At 38.3% G+C, this 18,922-nt stretch carries 18 protein-coding genes and 1 rRNA gene; all 19 read left to right on the forward strand.

Annotation, left to right across the window (positions count from 1 at the left end; translation table 11 throughout):
• Positions 1 to 90 precede the first annotated feature (90 nt).
• Positions 91 to 828, forward strand: coding sequence for a VWA domain-containing protein (locus LCM23_RS24385; protein ID WP_224939135.1), 738 nt, complete (start codon positions 91 to 93; stop codon positions 826 to 828).
• Positions 812 to 1,753 carry a serine/threonine protein kinase gene (locus LCM23_RS24390; protein WP_318247550.1) on the forward strand — a complete coding sequence of 314 codons (942 nt, stop codon included), beginning with the start codon at positions 812 to 814 and terminating at the stop codon, positions 1,751 to 1,753. The genes LCM23_RS24385 and LCM23_RS24390 overlap by 17 nt, the downstream gene beginning before the upstream one ends.
• 98 nt (positions 1,754 to 1,851) lie before the next feature.
• Positions 1,852 to 3,243 carry a tRNA lysidine(34) synthetase TilS gene (gene tilS / locus LCM23_RS24395; protein WP_224939137.1) on the forward strand — a complete coding sequence of 464 codons (1,392 nt, stop codon included), beginning with the start codon at positions 1,852 to 1,854 and terminating at the stop codon, positions 3,241 to 3,243.
• Between the two features lie 24 nt (positions 3,244 to 3,267).
• The gene (gene hpt, locus LCM23_RS24400; RefSeq protein WP_095371268.1) at positions 3,268 to 3,813 is read left to right on the forward strand and encodes a hypoxanthine phosphoribosyltransferase; all 546 of its coding nucleotides are present in this window, start codon (positions 3,268 to 3,270) and stop codon (positions 3,811 to 3,813) included.
• Between the two features lie 122 nt (positions 3,814 to 3,935).
• Positions 3,936 to 5,933 (forward strand): ATP-dependent zinc metalloprotease FtsH, encoded by a 1,998-nt coding sequence (gene ftsH, locus LCM23_RS24405; RefSeq protein WP_095371267.1) that lies wholly within the window; start codon positions 3,936 to 3,938, stop codon positions 5,931 to 5,933.
• 568 nt (positions 5,934 to 6,501) lie between these two features.
• The gene (locus LCM23_RS24410; protein ID WP_095371266.1) at positions 6,502 to 7,281 is read left to right on the forward strand and encodes a type III pantothenate kinase; all 780 of its coding nucleotides are present in this window, start codon (positions 6,502 to 6,504) and stop codon (positions 7,279 to 7,281) included.
• 37 nt (positions 7,282 to 7,318) lie between these two features.
• Entirely contained in the window at positions 7,319 to 8,197 is an 879-nt protein-coding gene (hslO, locus tag LCM23_RS24415; RefSeq protein WP_095371265.1) for an Hsp33 family molecular chaperone HslO, read from the forward strand.
• A gap of 108 nt (positions 8,198 to 8,305) precedes the next feature.
• On the forward strand, positions 8,306 to 9,178 hold the full coding sequence (locus LCM23_RS24420) for a peptidyl-prolyl cis-trans isomerase (RefSeq protein ID WP_224939138.1): 873 nt from the start codon (positions 8,306 to 8,308) through the stop codon (positions 9,176 to 9,178).
• Positions 9,179 to 9,355: 177 nt separating this feature from the next.
• Positions 9,356 to 10,279 carry a cysteine synthase A gene (gene cysK, locus LCM23_RS24425; protein ID WP_224939139.1) on the forward strand — a complete coding sequence of 308 codons (924 nt, stop codon included), beginning with the start codon at positions 9,356 to 9,358 and terminating at the stop codon, positions 10,277 to 10,279.
• 175 nt (positions 10,280 to 10,454) lie between these two features.
• Positions 10,455 to 11,864 carry an anthranilate synthase component I family protein gene (locus LCM23_RS24430; RefSeq protein WP_224939140.1) on the forward strand — a complete coding sequence of 470 codons (1,410 nt, stop codon included), beginning with the start codon at positions 10,455 to 10,457 and terminating at the stop codon, positions 11,862 to 11,864.
• Positions 11,861 to 12,463 carry an aminodeoxychorismate/anthranilate synthase component II gene (gene pabA, locus LCM23_RS24435; protein ID WP_224939148.1) on the forward strand — a complete coding sequence of 201 codons (603 nt, stop codon included), beginning with the start codon at positions 11,861 to 11,863 and terminating at the stop codon, positions 12,461 to 12,463. Before LCM23_RS24430 ends, pabA begins: the two co-directional genes overlap by 4 nt.
• Positions 12,453 to 13,313, forward strand: a complete 861-nt coding sequence (gene pabC / locus LCM23_RS24440) for an aminodeoxychorismate lyase (protein WP_224939141.1) — start codon at positions 12,453 to 12,455, stop codon at positions 13,311 to 13,313. The genes pabA and pabC overlap by 11 nt, the downstream gene beginning before the upstream one ends.
• A 10-nt stretch (positions 13,314 to 13,323) precedes the next feature.
• Positions 13,324 to 14,160, forward strand: a complete 837-nt coding sequence (gene folP / locus LCM23_RS24445; protein WP_224939142.1) for a dihydropteroate synthase — start codon at positions 13,324 to 13,326, stop codon at positions 14,158 to 14,160.
• The gene (gene folB, locus LCM23_RS24450) at positions 14,153 to 14,515 is read left to right on the forward strand and encodes a dihydroneopterin aldolase (protein ID WP_224939143.1); all 363 of its coding nucleotides are present in this window, start codon (positions 14,153 to 14,155) and stop codon (positions 14,513 to 14,515) included. Before folP ends, folB begins: the two co-directional genes overlap by 8 nt.
• On the forward strand, positions 14,515 to 15,078 hold the full coding sequence (gene folK / locus LCM23_RS24455; RefSeq protein ID WP_224939144.1) for a 2-amino-4-hydroxy-6-hydroxymethyldihydropteridine diphosphokinase: 564 nt from the start codon (positions 14,515 to 14,517) through the stop codon (positions 15,076 to 15,078). Before folB ends, folK begins: the two co-directional genes overlap by 1 nt.
• On the forward strand, positions 14,994 to 15,218 hold the full coding sequence (locus LCM23_RS24460) for a helix-turn-helix domain-containing protein (protein ID WP_095371256.1): 225 nt from the start codon (positions 14,994 to 14,996) through the stop codon (positions 15,216 to 15,218). Before folK ends, LCM23_RS24460 begins: the two co-directional genes overlap by 85 nt.
• Before the next feature lie 17 nt (positions 15,219 to 15,235).
• Entirely contained in the window at positions 15,236 to 16,237 is a 1,002-nt protein-coding gene (gene dusB / locus LCM23_RS24465; protein WP_224939145.1) for a tRNA dihydrouridine synthase DusB, read from the forward strand.
• A 237-nt stretch (positions 16,238 to 16,474) separates the two neighbouring features.
• Positions 16,475 to 17,974: a lysine--tRNA ligase gene (lysS, locus tag LCM23_RS24470; protein ID WP_224939149.1), complete on the forward strand. Its 1,500-nt coding sequence runs from the start codon at positions 16,475 to 16,477 to the stop codon at positions 17,972 to 17,974.
• An 888-nt stretch (positions 17,975 to 18,862) separates the two neighbouring features.
• Positions 18,863 to 18,922: ribosomal RNA gene (locus LCM23_RS24475) — 16S ribosomal RNA — on the forward strand; the annotation flags it as partial.

Consider the following 18,922-nt stretch of genomic DNA (forward strand, 5'->3'; position numbering starts at 1 on the left):
AGATGACATTTTTATGTATATTTCCTTTCTAATCCGTTGAAAATGGTTAGTAATCACTAAGTAACTTCTATCAGATTAGGAGGGAAAAAGATGAAAACAGGTACCCTAAAACAAATTTTACTTATTACAGACGGGTGTTCAAATGTTGGAGAAGACCCTATAGCGATGTCGGCTCTAGCAAAAGAGCAGGGAGTTTCCGTAAATGTGATAGGTGTAATGGAGAATGACGTTATTGACGAGAAGGGAATGCAGGAAATTGAGAGTATTGCCCTTTCCGGGGGTGGGGTAAGTCAAGTCGTATATGCTAGACAGCTATCGCATACCGTCCAGATGGTAACAAGGCAGGCGATGACACAAACATTACAAGGAGTAGTCAATCGTGAACTCACGCAAATCTTAGGAAATAAACAAACGATTGAGGATTTGCCTCCAGAACAAAGAGGCGAGGTAATGGAGGTCGTGGATGAGCTAGGGGAAACGGTTGAAATGGAAGTGTTGATTCTTGTCGATACGAGTGCAAGTATGAAACATAAGCTACCTACAGTCAAAGAAGCCTTATTTGATCTATCTTTAAGCTTAAATGCACGAATGGGAAAAAATAAATTTTCTCTGTTTGTATTTCCCGGGAAAAAGAATGATGTCGAAAAATTGCTAGATTGGACACCTAAGCTCGAATCGTTAACTTCTGTGTTCGCTAAACTCTCAACAGGTGGTATTACACCCACTGGACCAGCTTTAAGAGAGGCGATTACCTATTTTGAGAAGAAGCGATCATTACGCAATTTAATTTCTAGAAATGACGATGAGTACTATGAAGAGTCAATTTAATCTACAAAAAGGTGCGATTATTAACGGGAAATGGCATCACAAGCAATACCGTATCGAAAAAGAACTAGGTGCAGGGGCTAATGGTGTAGTTTATCTCGCCACATACCTTGAGCAACTCGTTGCTTTAAAAATAAGTGAAAATGGGTATACAGTAACTTCTGAAGTGAATGTGCTAAAATCCTTTACGAAGGTCCAAGGGTCTACCCTAGGGCCTTCTTTGCTTGATGTTGATGATTGGCAATTTTCCTCATCCACTATGTATTCTTTTTATGTGATGGAATATATCCATGGTCCTGATCTCCACTCTTTTATTAAACAGAAAGGAGAGGCGTGGATACCTGTGCTCATGCTGCAATTACTTTCTGATCTAGAGGAGCTACACAAAGCGGGATGGGTATTTGGAGATTTAAAACCGGAGAATCTGATTGTCACGGGAAGAGCCCCGCGTATTCGGTGTATAGATGTAGGGGGAACAACATTAAAAGGTAGAGCCATTAAGGAGTTTACAGAATTTTACGACCGGGGATATTGGGGGCTTGGTAGTAGAAAAGCTGAACCTACTTATGATTTATTTTCATCAGCTATGGTTTTTATTCACTGCGCCTATCCAAGCCGTTTCTCTAAAGACGGAAGGGGTTTAGAACAATTAATGGATAGGGTAAAGAAACATAAAATCTTAAAAACTTATGAAGGAGTTCTCATACCAGCACTTCAAGGCAGGTTTAAAACTGCTGAAGATATGAGACAAGCCTTGCTTGCCTGTTCATATAAGCAAAATCGTCCAAAAGGAACTGGTGTGTCCCCACCATCTAGGCAACCATCCCGAAAGACTAAAGGAAAGCCCAATGGAAAAACTGGAGCGATCGTTTTAATCTTGTTTATTGGTTGTATTTACTTTTTCTATTTATATAGTCAAATGGTGTGAGAGAGTTTAGGTAGAAATAATCGTTTCTTTGGAAATAAACATTAAAAAAGTGATATCCTTTTAGTAGAAGTAATAGTTTAACATAAGGGAAGAATGTTATGTTTTATGCAAAGGTAAAAGCATTTTTATCACAAAAGGGCATTGAATTGGAAAATAAGCGTGTGGGAATTGCTGTCTCAGGAGGGCCAGACTCATTAAGCTTACTTCACTTTATGCAGCAATTAAGTAAACAAGAGTGTTTTCAATTAGTAGTAATCCATGTGGATCATATGTTTAGGGGCGAAGAATCTTATGAAGACGCTAAGTTTGTAGAGCGCTATTGTCAGAAGTCAGGTATTCCTTTTCATATGCAACGAATTGATGTTTCTGCACATATGAAGGAAACGGGGAAAAGCTCGCAAATTGCTGCAAGGGACTGTCGCTATCGTTTCTTTGAGCAAGTGATGCAAAGAGAAGCGCTTGATTACATTGCATTAGGTCATCATGGTGATGATCAAATTGAAACAATGTTAATGAGAATGACTAGAGGGAGTAGTGGTCTTGCTAGAGCGGGTATGCCAGTTATACGACCTTTTAGTAGAGGGGCGATTATACGGCCGTTCCTTTGCTTAAGTCGAAAAGAAATTGATTCCTATGTAGAGACTCATCATTTAGAACCTAGAATAGATCCTAGCAATGTAAAAGAAATCTATAGCAGAAATCGTTTTAGGAAAAATATCTTGCCTTTTTTAAAAAGGGAAAATCCTCAAGTGCATCACCATTTCCAACGCCTTAGTGAGGATTTGAGCGAAGATGAGGTATTTATGCAGGAATTAGCAGAAGCACAATTGAATAGTGTAACAGAGAGGAAAAGTGCTAGTGAAATTCTTCTTTATATTGACAGATTTACAGATGTCGCAAAACCTTTACAAAGAAGAGTGATTCAACTAATATTAAATTATCTATATCAGGAAAGGCCATCTTCTTTATCCGCTACACATATTGAAAATGTTTTTTCCTTAATTACTCATCCTCATCCGTCTGGAACCTTACATTTCCCAAATGGTTTAACCGTTGTACGTTCATATGATTGTTGTTTCTTCTCCACTAGTAAAAAAACAACCGTACAGCCGTATTTATTTCAAATACAAGAGCCAGGAAACTTTGTTATTCCTGAAGTAGGCGAGATCAGCATGCATTATGTCGATCACCCATTACAGGAATATCAACAAATGGATTATTTTTTGGTTAAAGCGGATATTGCCTTACCATTAACGATTCGTACAAGGAAAAATGGAGATAGGATGAAGTTAAAAGGAATAAATGGTAGCAAAAAGTTAAAGGATATCTTTATCGATCAGAAAATCCCGCGGCAAAAACGGGATTTATGGCCAGTTGTTACGGATGCAAGTGGTAACATTATATGGCTACCAGGATTAAAAAAGTCTGATCAAGCAGCTGAATATTCACCTGATACAAGCTATATTTTTCTGAAATACATAAAGCAATGATCTTCTAGGGGGCGCAGGAATAAGATGCGAAACGAAATTGAAAAAATCTTAATTACTGAAGAAGAGCTTCAGCAAAAAGTGAGAGAGTTAGGCGGCTTATTAACAGAGGAGTATGATGGACGTTTTCCTCTTGTAATAGGTGTCTTAAAAGGCGCAATGCCATTTATGAGCGATCTAATTAAACGAATTGATACCCATCTTGAAATGGATTTCATGGATGTATCCAGTTATGGGAATTCCATGGTCTCTTCAGGAGAGGTAAAGATTTTGAAAGATCTTGATACTTCTGTTGAGGGACGTGATGTCCTCATCATAGAAGATATCATTGATAGTGGATTAACATTGAGCTATTTAGTAGAGTTATTCCGTTATCGTAAAGCGAAATCGATAAAAATTGTTACTCTGCTTGATAAACCAACTGGTAGAAAAGCAGCAATTAAAGCGGATATCGTAGGATTTAATGTACCAGATGAGTTTGTCGTAGGATATGGATTAGATTATGCTGAGAAATACCGAAACTTACCATATATTGGTATCTTAAAACCTGAGGTGTATAGCAATAATAATTAAGTGAAAAGCGATGTGTGAAATACTTTACAAAACCCAGTCTGACCAAGTGTAATTCCTTGTATATGCACAATTTTGTATGATACGATACTATGTAGTTTGTTTACCGTGGGAGGAGGTAAGGGATGAATCGGATTTTCCGTAACACCATCTTTTATTTATTAATATTTTTAGTCATTATAGGAGTTGTCAGTTTCTTTAATGGCAATAACGAACCGACAGAGGCAATGACTTATGACCAATTTGTTGAGAATTTAGAGTCTGGTCAAGTTGAAAGCCTTAGTTTACAGCCTGTAAGGGGCGTTTATGAAGTACGTGGTCAATTAGAAGGCTATGAAGAAGGTAAATATTTTATCACATATATTGCTAATAGCGACTCCGTGATAGACCGAGTGGAAGAGTTAGCAAGTGATTCCAAATTAGAGATCCTACCAGCAGAAGAAGCAAATGGCTGGGTAACGTTCTTTACAACGATGATTCCATTCATCATCATTTTCATTTTATTCTTCTTCTTATTGAACCAAGCTCAAGGCGGCGGTGGCCGTGTAATGAACTTCGGTAAAAGTAAGGCAAAGTTATATGATGAAAGCAAAAAGAAGGTCCGTTTTAAAGATGTAGCAGGTGCGGACGAAGAGAAGCAAGAATTAGTGGAAGTTGTTGAATTCTTGAAAGACCCACGAAAATTCTCAGAACTTGGTGCGAGAATTCCTAAAGGTGTTCTATTAGTGGGACCTCCAGGTACTGGTAAAACGTTATTAGCGAGAGCAGCTGCTGGAGAAGCAGGCGTACCTTTCTTCTCTATTAGTGGTTCTGACTTTGTTGAGATGTTTGTCGGTGTTGGTGCTTCTCGTGTACGTGACTTATTCGAGAATGCGAAGAAAAACGCACCATGTATTATATTTATTGATGAGATTGATGCGGTTGGTCGTCAGCGTGGCGCCGGTGTCGGTGGTGGGCATGATGAACGTGAACAAACACTTAACCAATTGCTTGTAGAAATGGATGGCTTCGGTGCAAATGAAGGAATTATTATCATTGCTGCAACAAACCGTCCAGATATCCTTGACCCTGCGTTATTACGTCCAGGTCGTTTTGACCGTCAAATTACAGTTGATCGTCCGGATGTAACAGGTCGTGAAGCGGTATTAAAAGTTCATGCAAAAAATAAACCGTTAGATGAATCGGTAAACTTAAAAACGATTGCTCAACGTACACCAGGCTTCTCTGGTGCAGACCTTGAAAACTTATTGAATGAAGCAGCACTTGTTGCCGCTCGTCAGAATAAGAAGAAGGTGGATATGACCGATGTGGATGAAGCGACTGACCGTGTAATTGCAGGGCCTTCTAAGAAGAGTCGTGTTATATCTGAAAAAGAAAGAAATATTGTGGCTTTCCATGAGGCAGGTCATACTGTAATCGGCTTAATCTTAGATGAAGCTGATATGGTTCATAAAGTAACAATTGTACCTCGTGGGCAAGCAGGCGGATATGCTGTTATGCTGCCGAGAGAAGATCGTTACTTCCAAACGAAGCCAGAATTACTTGATAAGATTGTTGGTTTACTTGGAGGACGTGTAGCAGAGGAAATCGTGTTTGGTGAGGTTTCTACTGGTGCCCATAATGACTTCCAACGTGCAACAGGTATTGCACGCCGAATGGTAACTGAATTTGGTATGAGTGACAAACTTGGACCTCTACAATTTGGTCAATCACAAGGTGGTCAAGTATTCTTAGGTAGAGATTTCAATAACGAGCGTAATTACTCAGATGCGATTGCATATGAGATTGATCTAGAAATTCAAAGCATGATTAAAGAATGTTACCAACGCTGTAAGCAAATCCTTACAGAGAACCGTGACAAACTAGATATCATTGCAAAAACACTTTTAGAAGTGGAAACGCTAGATGCGGAGCAAATTAAACATCTATCTGATCATGGTACACTACCTGAACGCCCAGCTTCTAAAACAAGTGAAACAATAGAAGATTCAAATATTAAAGTAAATATTCGAAAAGATGACGATCGTAAAGATAATGAAGGTGAAATCACTGAAACAAGGGAAAAACAATCCCCTGCTGAAGAAGAAGAGCCTCCAGCAATTGATGAAGATCGTAAATCTTAATCAATAAAGAAAAAGCGCCTCACTATTGAGGGGCTTTTTCTTTTTTCTGTCTATAATGTGGGGGTTGAATCGTATAACAGAAAATTTCTTCGTGCAATAAGAGGAAACTTATCAAAGGTAGTGGAGCAAAATGGATTTGCACGTGCAACAAGAGGAAATTCATCAAAGGTAGCGTAGAAGCAAAATGGATTTGAAAAGTGTAAGGGGAAACTTATCAAAGATAGCAGAACAAAAGTTGTTATACGGGGTCAGGTTTATACAATTATACAACCACCTATGGTTAATTATTAACGAAGCAAGAACTACATAACTTGACCGATTTTATTTCTTTTTAATGAAGTAAGAGGACAGCTACCATTGATTAGAGATATGCATTAAAGGAAATTATTTAGTAAGTTGTCCTATTAAATAGAAATGATGAATCTTCATTGATTCGAAAAGCCATTGATCATTCAGCGTTTAGACAATAGGGTTGCAGTTTTATAATTTGGATAATCTGAACAGAGGTGTGATATGATGTTCTCAGTATTAAAGTGTAATTATTTTATGTTTAGTGTGGTGAGGATGCTTGATCTTTGTTTTTGATGTAGGGAATTCAAATATGATGATGGGTGTTTATCAACGAGATGAGTTAAAGTATCATTGGCGAATAGAGACTGATCGTCATAAGACAGAGGACGAATATGCAATGATTGTGAAATCGTTGTTTGAGCATGAGCAATTATCTTTTGCTGATATAGATGGTATTATTATTTCCTCCGTTGTTCCTCCGATTATGTTTGCTTTGGAGCGAATGTGCGAAAAATACTTTCATATCAAACCATTAGTTGTGGGTCCAGGGGTCAAAACAGGTTTGAATATTAAGTATGATAATCCAAAAGAAGTGGGAGCCGACAGAATTGTTAATGCGGTGGCAGGTATTCATGAATATGGCGGGCCGCTCGTAATTGTTGATTTTGGCACAGCAACTACGTATTGTTATATTAATGAGCATAAACAGTATATGGGTGGTGCGATTGCACCTGGTATTGGTATCTCTACTGAAGCGCTTTACTCTAGGGCAGCGAAATTACCGCGAATAGAAATTGTCAGGCCTGATGGGATTATTGGAAAGAATACCGTCTCAGCTATGCAATCTGGCATTCTCTTTGGCTATGTTGGCCAAGTGGAGGGAATTGTAAGTAGAATGAAGTTACAAGCAAAAGAGGAACCGCTTGTTATAGGTACAGGTGGGTTGGCCTCATTGATTGCAAAGGAATCAAAGGTCATAGATATTATTGACCCATTTTTAACCTTAAAAGGTTTACAGCTTATTTATAAACGAAATATGGACACGATAAAAAAGTAGAAATAACGTCTGTATTCGTCATGGAAGGAGTATTAAAATGAGTGATTATTTAGTAAAAGCTTTAGCTTATGAAGGACAAGTGAGGGCATTTGCCGTTCGTTCAACAGAAACAGTAGGAGAAGCGCAAAGAAGGCATCATACATGGCCAGTTGCTTCAGCAGCACTCGGGAGAGCAATGTCCGCTGGTGTAATGATGGGGGCGATGGTAAAGGGAGAAGACAAAATCACTATTAAAATCGAAGGTAATGGCCCACTTGGTCCACTTCTAGTTGATAGTAATGCCAAAGGGGAAGTGCGTGGTTATGTGACTCATCCCCAAGTGCATTTTGAATCCAATGCACAGGGCAAACTTGATGTCCGTCGTGGGGTTGGAACAGAAGGTACTTTGACAGTGGTAAAGGATATTGGAATGAGAGAAAACTTTTCTGGGCAAGTACCGATTGTATCAGGTGAGCTTGGGGAAGATTTTACGTACTACTTTGTCACATCTGAACAAACACCTTCATCAGTTGGTGTGGGTGTATTAGTCAATGATGACAATAGTATATTAGCTGCAGGTGGTTTTATTATCCAGTTAATGCCTGGAACCGATGAAGAAACAATCGCAGCCATTGAAGAGAGGCTATCACATATTGAACCTGTTTCAACAATGATTGAAAAGGGGCTAACACCAGAAGAAATCTTACAAAGTGTTCTTGGTAAAGATCAAGTGAATTTCTTAGAAAAGATGGATGTTAGTTTTACTTGTACCTGTTCAAAAGAACGGTTTGGGAATGCGATTATTAGTTTAGGAAAAGAGGAAATTGCAGATATGATAGAGAAAGAAGGTAGTGCAGAGGCACAATGTCATTTCTGTAATGAAGCTTATCACTATAATAAAGAAGAACTTGAAGCATTTAAACAAGAAGCAAAATAAATGTGAGAGCTTGGGCGTATCTTGATTCTTAAGAACAATAGGGAATAGAAGGTGCACCTAAGCCTTTTTTTATACAGAAATATATGCAAAGTAGTAGGGGGAGGAGCTTTGAAAAGACAACATTTATGGTTAATCATACTAATACTCATTGTGATTAACTTTATGAGCGTTGCTTATTTTCTTGGGAAGAGCGAACCGAGTCAATCTGAAGTTGTGGCACAGATTGGAAAAGATGAAATTACAAGGCAAGATTGGTTAAATGAAATGGAGGGTCGCTACGGGAAAGAAGTGTTAGACGAAATGATTGATGGGAAGGTCATCGAGGCTGCTGGAGATAAATACGATGTTGAAATAGATAAAGAAGAGATTGACCGTGAAATCAAAATGTTAAAATCAGCGTATGGCACGTCTGCCGCTGCTTTATCAATCAATGAAGACCAATGGAGAAAGCAAATTAAAGATAGTTTAATGCTTGAGGAGCTTTTAACAAAAGAAGTCAGTATTTCTGAGGAAAAGCTGCAACAATACTTCGAAGATAACCAAGCTCAATATGAAATTAAGGATACATATCATCTATCACAAATTGTACTGGCAACTAAAGAAGAAGCAGAACAAACAGTGAAAGAATTAGACAACGGCTCAAGCTTTACAGCTATGGCGTTGGAAAAATCAACAGATACTTTAACAGCTGCCCAGGGTGGCGACCTTGGTTATGTGACAGTTGATGACGAAAATTATGAAACCATCATTAAAGCGGCGCAAGATTTAAAAGCCGGAGAATGGTCTGACCCAGTAAAAACCGCTGAGGGGTATGCTATAGTTCTGTTACAAGAGTTTGTTGAGGGAGAAACCTATTCCTTTAAGGATGTTAAATCCCAAATACGGAGACAAATGGCTTTAGAGCAAATGGATCTTCCTGTTTCTACTGAACCTTTTAAGGATGAAGTGGATATCGAAACTTTTTATGATGGGGCTATGTAGTTTTTTGTTATTTATAGGTATCATATAGCATAAGCTAACATGAATCGTTCGGGTATAAAGTTTTAAATTTTCTAATAATTAAAGGGCTTTATGCCTGCATATTCGTTGACAATTGGTTGTGTGATTGATAAATTTAAATAAAACCAATAATAATACTCGGAATAAGGAGTGGAGAAGATGGTACGTATTGCAAATTCAATTACTGAACTCATTGGACAAACACCAATAGTGAAGCTTAATCGTATTGTAGAAGATGGAAGTGCGGATATTTATTTAAAGTTGGAGTATATGAATCCTGGAAGCAGTGTAAAAGATCGTATTGCTAATGCAATGATAGAAGCCGCTGAAAAAAGTGGTGATTTAAAAGAAGGCGATACAATTATTGAACCAACTAGTGGGAATACCGGTATTGGTCTTGCTATGGTTGCTGCAGCAAAAGGATATCAAACGATTTTAGTGATGCCTGAGACCATGAGTATGGAGAGAAGAAATCTTCTTCGTGCATATGGAGCAGAATTAGTGTTAACGCCGGGACCAGATGGTATGGGTGGTGCAATAAGAAAATCGCAAGAATTAGCGAAAGAGCATGGATACTTCATGCCACAACAATTCGAAAACTTATCAAATCCTGAAGTACATCGCGAGACAACAGGAAAAGAGATTGTTGAGCAAATGGGCGATCAATTAGATGCATTTATTGCTGGTATTGGTACAGGTGGCACGATTACAGGTGCTGGTCAAGTACTGAAGGAAAAATACAAGGATATTAAGATTTATGCAGTTGAGCCTGCTGATTCTCCTGTTCTTTCAGGTGGAAAGCCAGGACCGCATAAGATTCAAGGTATTGGCGCAGGATTTGTACCTGAGATATTAGATACGAAGGTATATGATGAAATTATCGCTGTTGCCAATGAAGATGCGTTTGCTCAAGCCCGTCGAGCGGCTAAAGAGGAAGGGATTCTAGGTGGTATCTCTTCAGGTGCAGCTATTCACGCGGCTTTAAAGGTAGCCAAAGAGCTTGGAGAAGGCAAAAAAGTATTGGCGATTATTCCAAGTAATGGAGAGCGTTACTTAAGTACACCACTTTATCAATTTGATTAAAACGATCAAGAGAACGGCAGTGATGAGCACTGCTGTTTTTTTATTCAAAAATGAAGGCTGGCACCATCCATCGTACTTGGTGACTGGCCTTCATTTTTGATTAACAATTATTACAATGAGAAAATGACTAGTAATTTGTAAGCAATTCGGTATGATGAGTATGAGGTGAGATTCAATGAAAAAGATGATACATACAAAAAAGTTAAGCTATTCGAAGGAATGGTTTTTTCCATTATACAAAAAGATAGCTAAGGACTATGATATACATATTTTATTAGAGAGCGGTAGAAGTGGCCGTTATAGTATGGCTGGCTTTTGTCCAGTCGTTGAGTTTACAGGGAAAGATAATAAGTTATACATAAAATCAAGTGAAGGGGTGCAAGTGGCACATGGCAACCCATTACATGAAATGAAAAAGTGGTTAAAGCAATATGAAATCGAAGAGCCTTTAGGGAGTTTACCAGATTTTCATGGAGGTGTATTGGGATTTGTAAGTTATGATTACGGTCGTTATATTGAAAACCTACCAGACATGACTGAAGATGATTTGGAAATGCCAGATACGCACTTCTTCTTGTTTGAGGAATGGTTCGTTTTTGATCATGATACAGAAGAATTATGGTTGATATTTGCCCATGATAAAGAAGACGATGTCACCTCGAGGGAAACAGCATGGGTGAATCGATGGACTGAGGAAGTAGAACAAGGAGAGGTACAATTAGCTGGAGAAAAGGAACCTACTTTAAAAGACGTTTCCATCAGTGAAGAAACGTTTGTTCGAGCAGTGGAAAAGGTACAATCATATATTGCGAGTGGTGATGTGTTCCAAGTCAATCTTTCTGTAAGAGGAAGTCAAAAGTTGAACGTTCCTCCCATCGAAGTGTATAGTCACTTACGTGAACTGAATCCATCTCCTTATATGGGTTATTTAAACACCCCTGATTACCAGCTTGTCAGTGGGTCGCCAGAATTACTAGTAAAGAAAAAAGGCGATGAAGTGAGTACAAGGCCAATTGCGGGTACTCGTTCACGTGGTAAGGATGAAAGAGAGGATCTTAAATTAGCCAATGAATTGATTGAAAATGAAAAGGAACGGGCTGAGCATGTCATGCTTGTTGATTTAGAACGGAATGACTTAGGACGTGTGTGCCAATATGGAACGGTTGAGGTCAATGAGTTTATGGTGATTGAAAAATACTCCCACGTCATGCATATTGTGTCGAATGTAAGGGGGCAAATAGCTAACGGTAGAGATGGGTACGATTTAATCGATGCTTCATTTCCAGGCGGCACAATTACAGGTGCACCGAAAATTAGAACGATGGAAATAATTGATGAATTAGAACCAGTAAGAAGAGGTATCTATACAGGGTCACTTGGTTGGATCGGCTTTAATGGCGATTTAGAGTTGAATATTATGATTCGAACAATGCTAGTCAAAGAGGGAGTGGCATATGTACAAGCAGGAGCGGGAATCGTTATTGATTCTGAAGCTCATTTAGAATATAAAGAATCGTTAAAGAAGGCCAAGGCGCTATGGCGTGCAAAAGAGTTAGCTGAAGAGAAGGGGGATTGGAAAAAGTGATATTAATGATTGATAACTTTGATTCTTTTACGTTTAATTTGGTGCAATATTTAGGGGAATTAGGTGCAGATGTGTTAATTAAGCGTAATGATGAAATCACAATCGCTGATATTGAAGCACTTTCCCCCTCGTGCTTAATGATTTCACCAGGACCCTGTAGTCCGGATGAAGCGGGTATTAGCTTAGCGGCGATAGAAGCTTTTGCTGGGAAACTCCCTATCTTCGGTGTATGTTTAGGGCATCAATCAATTGCACAAGTATTTGGAGGCAAGGTGGTCCGAGCAGATAGATTGATGCATGGGAAAACTTCACCTGTTTTTCATAACCAACAAACAATCTATAGGGGAATTGAAGTGCCGTTTTTAGCTACACGCTATCATTCTTTAATTGTGGAGAGAGAGACCCTTCCAGATTGCTTCGAAGTCTCTTCGTGGACGGAGGAAGGTGAAATTATGGGTATTAAACATCGACTGTTACCAATAGAAGGCGTGCAATTTCACCCTGAATCCATTATGACTTCAGCAGGAAAAGATTTGCTCCTAAACTTCCTCAATCAGCATGGCCTCATTCAACAAGGGGGCAAACACGTTGTATATTAGTGTCAATGGCAAGCTTGTGCGAAAAGAAGAAGCGAGTATTTCTCCATTTGATCATGGGTATTTATATGGTTTAGGCTTATTTGAGACCTTTCGTATATACAATGGACACCCGTTTTTATTGGATGACCATTTAGCGCGGTTGAAACAAGGGTTAGATGCTGTTTGTATTCGTAGTCCATTTAATGGGCGAGAAGAGTTACAATCTCGTTTAGCTGACTTATTAGAAATGAATCAGTTAAGAAATGCTAGAATAAGAGTAAATATTTCTGCGGGAATAGGCGAAGTAGGTTTAAGGGCTGACCATTATGTAGAACCTACCGTTATTATTTTTGCCAATGAATTACCTGAAGCCCCCCTACCGGTTGAAAAAAACGGAAAAATTCTTTCTATTAGAAGAAATACACCAGAAGGGGCTGAGCGTTTAAAATCACACCACTTTTTAAACAATATTTTAGCCAAACAGGAATTAGGTGCAGATGATACGTTAGAGGGAATTTTTTTAACAAAGGATGGTTTTTTGGCTGAAGGCATTTCTTCTAATGTTTTTTGGACTAAAGGAAATGTATTATACACACCAGCGATTGATACAGGTATTTTAAACGGTATTACGAGGCAATTTATTATAAAGATAGCTAAAAAGTTAAGGTTGGAGATTGAAGAAGGTGTGTACCACCGTGCTGAAATCGTTGATGCAGATGAGGTGTTTATTACCAACTCTATTCAGGAAATTGTTCCGCTTAAAACAATGGAAGGTCGAAAGCTCCCTGGTCTAAATGGAGCGATAGTAACCTTGTTGCAGGGGGTATATAAACAACAAAGAGAGAATTTATGGAGTAGAGATTCATTTTAGGAGGAATAGCATGGCAAATAGTGTATTACAGTGTGGTTCTTATACCTTAGACTATAGTAGGAAGACATTAATTATGGGCATACTTAATATCACGCCTGATTCTTTTTCTGATGGTGGTAAATATAACCAATTTGAGGGTGTGGTAGAGAGAGCGAAGGAATTAGTGGAGGCTGGAGCAGATATTATCGATATTGGTGGCGAATCTACGAGGCCAGGATATGAAGAGATTTCTGTTGAGGAAGAAATTGCACGAGTTGTTCCCGCTATAGAAGCGATTGTAAAGGAAGTTCGAATTCCTCTTTCTATTGATACTTATAAAGCGGAAGTGGCGAAGCACGCCCTAGAAGCAGGTGCACACATTATTAATGATATATGGGGTGCGAAGAGAGATAAAGAAATGGCATCATTAGCCGCTGAAAAAGATGTCCCCATTATCTTAATGCATAATAGAGATAATGAAAACTATGATTCATTCTTTAGAGATTGTATGAATGACTTATATGAAAGTATCGCAATTGCTAAGGCAGCGGGGGTTAGGGATGACAATATCATCTTAGATCCAGGTATAGGATTTGCGAAAAGCCATGAAGATAACATAGAAATGATGCGTCATCTTGATCAGCTTGTGGCATTTGGTTATCCAGTATTGTTAGGTACATCAAAGAAACGAATGATTGCCAATGTGCTGAACCTACCTGTTGATGAAAGAATGGAAGGGACAGGAGCGACAGTCTGCTATGGTATTCAAAAGGGCTGTCAGATTATGCGTGTACATGATGTAAAGGAAATGAGCCGTATGGCTAAAATGATGGATGCGCTTATTGGGAAGGATGTTAATCTTGGATAAAATCTATTTAAATCGCATGGCGTTTTATGGATATCACGGGGTATATACTGAAGAGAATCGCCTAGGGCAACGTTTTTATGTGGATTTAACAATTGAGTTAGATTTAAGTGAAGCGGGGAAAAGTGATGACTTAAATCACACGATAAATTATGCAGATCTATATGAGTTGTGTAAGACAATAGTAGAGGGAAAACCATTCAAGTTAGTAGAGGCACTAACAGAGAAAATTGCCTCAGAAGCATTAGCCACCTTTAAACAAATATCTCAAATAACTGTAAAAGTAGTGAAGCCGGATCCCCCTATTCCGGGTCATTATGATTCTGTAGCAATAGAAATGACAAGGAGTAGGAAATAGTGACAAATATAGCTTTTATCGGCTTGGGTTCAAACATGCCAGATCGAGACGTAAACTTATATGAAGCAATTAGCGAGCTAGCAAAGAGTGAAGATATAGAAATAGTAAATTATTCCTCCATATATGAGACGGACCCTGTTGGGTTTGAAGACCAAGCTCAATTTTTGAACATGGTTATACAAGTTAGTACGACATTATCTTCTTCGCAACTATTAAAAGCTTTATTAAGAGTTGAGCAAGATCTTGGTAGAAAAAGGGTTATTCGTTGGGGGCCAAGAAATATAGACCTTGACATTTTACTGTATAATCAAGAAAATATTGAGACAGAGACGTTAATCGTTCCACACCCACGTATGCATGAGAGAGCTTTCGTGCTCATTCCACTTCTAGAGATTCAACCAACCATTTGCTTACCGGATGAGGAACAGCCTTTACATGAGAAATTAGAGGCGATCCCAGACAAAAAAGGAGTTCGGATATGGAAGCGGAAAAATGGGGGAGACGTATTCGCGCTTTTCGAAAGCTCAAAGGATACACCCAAGAAGGTTTTGCGAAAAAGTTAGGTATATCAGTTTCTATCATTGGTGAGATTGAAAGAGGTAATCGTATGCCTACGGAACAGTTATTAGAAAAAATTACAACATTACTACATGTGACAATGGAGGATTTAGCTCCACCTGAAGAGCAGGAAATCCATAAATAGAAGGAGGTCTCTCGGATATGTTTCAAATTGGTGATGTTAACATCAAGAACCGAGTGGTCCTTGCACCGATGGCTGGTGTGTGTAACTCTGCATTCCGATTAACAGTAAAAGAATTCGGAGCAGGACTTGTATGTGCCGAAATGGTCAGCGATAAGGGCATTATTTTAAAAAATGAAAGAACAATGAATATGCTGTATATAGATGAGCGTGAAAAGCCGTTAAGTCTACAAATTTTCGGCGGGGAAAAAGAAACCTTGGTTGAGGCAGCGAAATTTGTTGACCAAAATACTAATGCAGATATTATCGATATTAATATGGGATGCCCTGTGCCGAAAATCACCAAATGTGATGCGGGTGCCAAATGGCTTTTAGACCCAAATAAAATCTACGAAATGGTTTCAGCGGTTGTGTCGGAGGTAGAAAAGCCTGTAACAGTCAAAATGCGTATGGGTTGGGATGAAGACCATATATACGCCGTGAAAAACGCCCAAGCAGTAGAACGTGCTGGAGGTAAAGCGGTCTCGTTGCACGGTCGTACGAGAGTGCAAATGTATGAAGGTACAGCTAACTGGGACATCATTCGAGAAGTAAAACAAAACATTCAAATCCCGTTAATCGGTAATGGAGATGTACAGACTCCCCAAGATGCCCAAAGAATGTTAGATGAAACAGGTGTCGATGGGGTAATGATTGGACGTGCAGCTTTAGGGAACCCGTGGATGATCTATCGGACTGTCAAATATCTAGAAACCGGAGAGCTAATGGGAGAACCGTCCGTTCGTGAGAAAATGGATGTCTGTACATTGCATATGGATCGATTGATTGAATTGAAAAATGAACATATTGCTGTGCGGGAAATGCGTAAACATGCGGCTTGGTATTTAAAAGGAATCAAAGGAAATGCAAAAGCTCGTGCGGCTATTAATGAATGTAATACTAGAGAAGATGTTGTAAACGTCCTTTCTGAGTTAGTAGTGGAAATGGAAGAAAAAGAAAGACAAGCTTCAAAAGCAGTCTAATTAACTACAACTAGTGGCAATTAGCGTTTAATAGCGGGTTTGACATCATTTTTATATTTAACTATAATATTTCTGTGAAACAATGAACGACTGCCAGTCACTTGCTGGCAGTTTTTATTCTATTTCTTTACTTAATAGATGTCTGTCGTTGTTGTATTGTGTACAATAATAGAGATATAAAATACTAAATCTTCGTAAACCGCCCTTAGGCGTCTACATAAAAGATTTAAGATGGAGATGGTATCTGTGAGTCAAAATCATGAAGAATTAAATGACCAATTAGTGGTTAGACGTGAAAAGATGAACAGTCTTCGTGAACAAGGCGTAGATCCTTTCGGAAAAAGATTTGATCGCACACATCAATCACAGCAATTGGTTGAGGAATACTCTCAATTTGAAAAAGAAGAATTAGAGGAAAAAGAAATCCCTGTAACCATTGCAGGTAGAATTATGACAAAACGCGGTAAAGGTAAAGCGGGTTTTGCTCATATTCAAGATTTATCTGGACAAATCCAATTATACGTTCGTAAGGATGCTGTTGGTGAAGAAGCATATGAAGTTTTTACATCTGCTGATTTAGGTGATATTGTCGGTGTTTCGGGTGTTCTTTTCAAAACAAAAGTAGGGGAACTTTCTGTTAAAGCAAAACAATTTGAATTATTAACAAAAGCCCTACGTCCTTTACCTGATAAATTCCATGGTTTAAAAGATGTGGAGCAAAGATATCGCCAGCGTTACCTAGATTTGATTATGAGTGAAGAAAGTAAACATACCTTCATTACTCGTAGCCGTATTATACAATCTATGAGACGTTATTTAGATGATCAAGGTTATCTTGAAGTAGAAACACCAATGATGCATGCTATTGCTGGTGGGGCTTCAGCAAAACCTTTTATTACTCATCATAATGCGTTGGATATGGAATTATATATGCGTATTGCCATTGAACTACACTTAAAACGCCTGATTGTTGGTGGGATGGAGAAAGTGTATGAAATCGGCCGTGTATTCCGTAATGAGGGAGTGTCTACAAGACATAATCCTGAGTTTACGATGATTGAACTATATGAGGCTTATGCTGATTATCGTGATATTATGAGCTTGACAGAGAACCTTATTGCACATATTGCAAAAGAAGTTCTAGGTTCAACCACTGTTCAGTATGGTGAACATGAAATTAATCTGAAACCAGAGTGGAAAAGACTTCATATGGTAGATGCGGTTAAAGAATATACTGGTGTAGACTTCTGGAAGGAAACATCAGTTGATGAAGCACGTGCGCTTGCAAAAGAGCATGGTGTGGAAATTACCGAGCATATGCAATATGGTCACATCGTCAATGAATTCTTTGAACAAAAAGTAGAAGAGAAGTTAATTCAACCTACCTTTATTTTCGGACACCCGGTAGAAATCTCTCCACTTGCGAAAAAGAATGAAAACGATCCACGTTTTACTGACCGTTTTGAGTTATTTATCGTCGCTAGAGAACACGCTAATGCATTCACAGAACTTAATGATCCAATTGATCAAAAAGAACGCTTTGAAGCGCAGTTAAAAGAGCGTGAGCAAGGAAACGATGAAGCACATATGATGGATAACGACTTTATTGAAGCGTTAGAATACGGAATGCCACCAACTGGTGGACTAGGTATTGGTGTAGACCGTTTAGTTATGTTACTAACAAACGCAGCTTCTATTAGAGATGTGTTATTGTTCCCGCATATGCGTCAGAAATAAATATTAATGGATGAAAAAAGCCGGTTGAGTTCACAAAAGTAAACTTCAGCTGGCTTTAATTGTATTTAAATAAATGAAACGGTGTACTATGATTAGTAAAACTTGATAATTTATTAGAAGCATTCCTGAATTCGTTTCTAATTTTGTAGTTATGTTACTTTAACCTTTACTACTTCATTTTGACTGTTTGTTAATCGCCATGGGTTTATTAATTGTGTTTCTTGCTTTTCAAATTGAATTGTTAGAGAAGGAGAGTGAGGAAAAAGTGAGTGCATCAGTATTACATCCATTACCAAACAATTGAGATTCAAGTCTTTTTTCACTATACGTAGGGCTGGCCGTCGTTCGTTCTAGAATATAGGTGGTTTTTGACGGAGCGGTGTTAAGAGCAAAAACAGAAAGGTCTAAGTGCAATTTGTTGTTTGCGTTTCTACTTGAATGTAGATTATGTGACGAGTAAAAGTACAAAGGTATATTTTCCTGTAAGGATTCTACATAGAAGATAAAAGAGAAATTAAAGTAATAGTACAATAGAAAAAACTATTAAAAGATTAGTTGGGAAGTTGAAATTACACATTTGAAGTTTGTTTTCAAAAAAAGAAGTTTCTTGATAAAAACTTTAAAAATTATATTGCAAACACTTTTTAATCGTGATATAGTAGTTTTTGTTCCCAAGAGAGAGCAAGTTTACTCAACTAATCATCAAAAATTATTTTTAAAAAGTAGTTGACATGATGATGGTGGAATGGTAAGATTATAAAGTCGCTTCTGAGGCGAACGAGATTGTTCTTTGAAAACTGAACGAACATAAAACGTCAAGCGTAATTCTAAAAAAGCTGATTTATCAGCAACAAAGCACCATAGGTGCAAATGAGCTAATCAAACACTTTATTGGAGAGTTTGATCCTGGCTCAGGACGAACGCTGGCGGCGTGCCTAATACATGCAA

The sequence above is a fragment of the Cytobacillus kochii genome, from assembly GCF_020171845.1.
GTDB lineage: Bacteria > Bacillota > Bacilli > Bacillales > Cytobacillaceae > Cytobacillus > Cytobacillus kochii.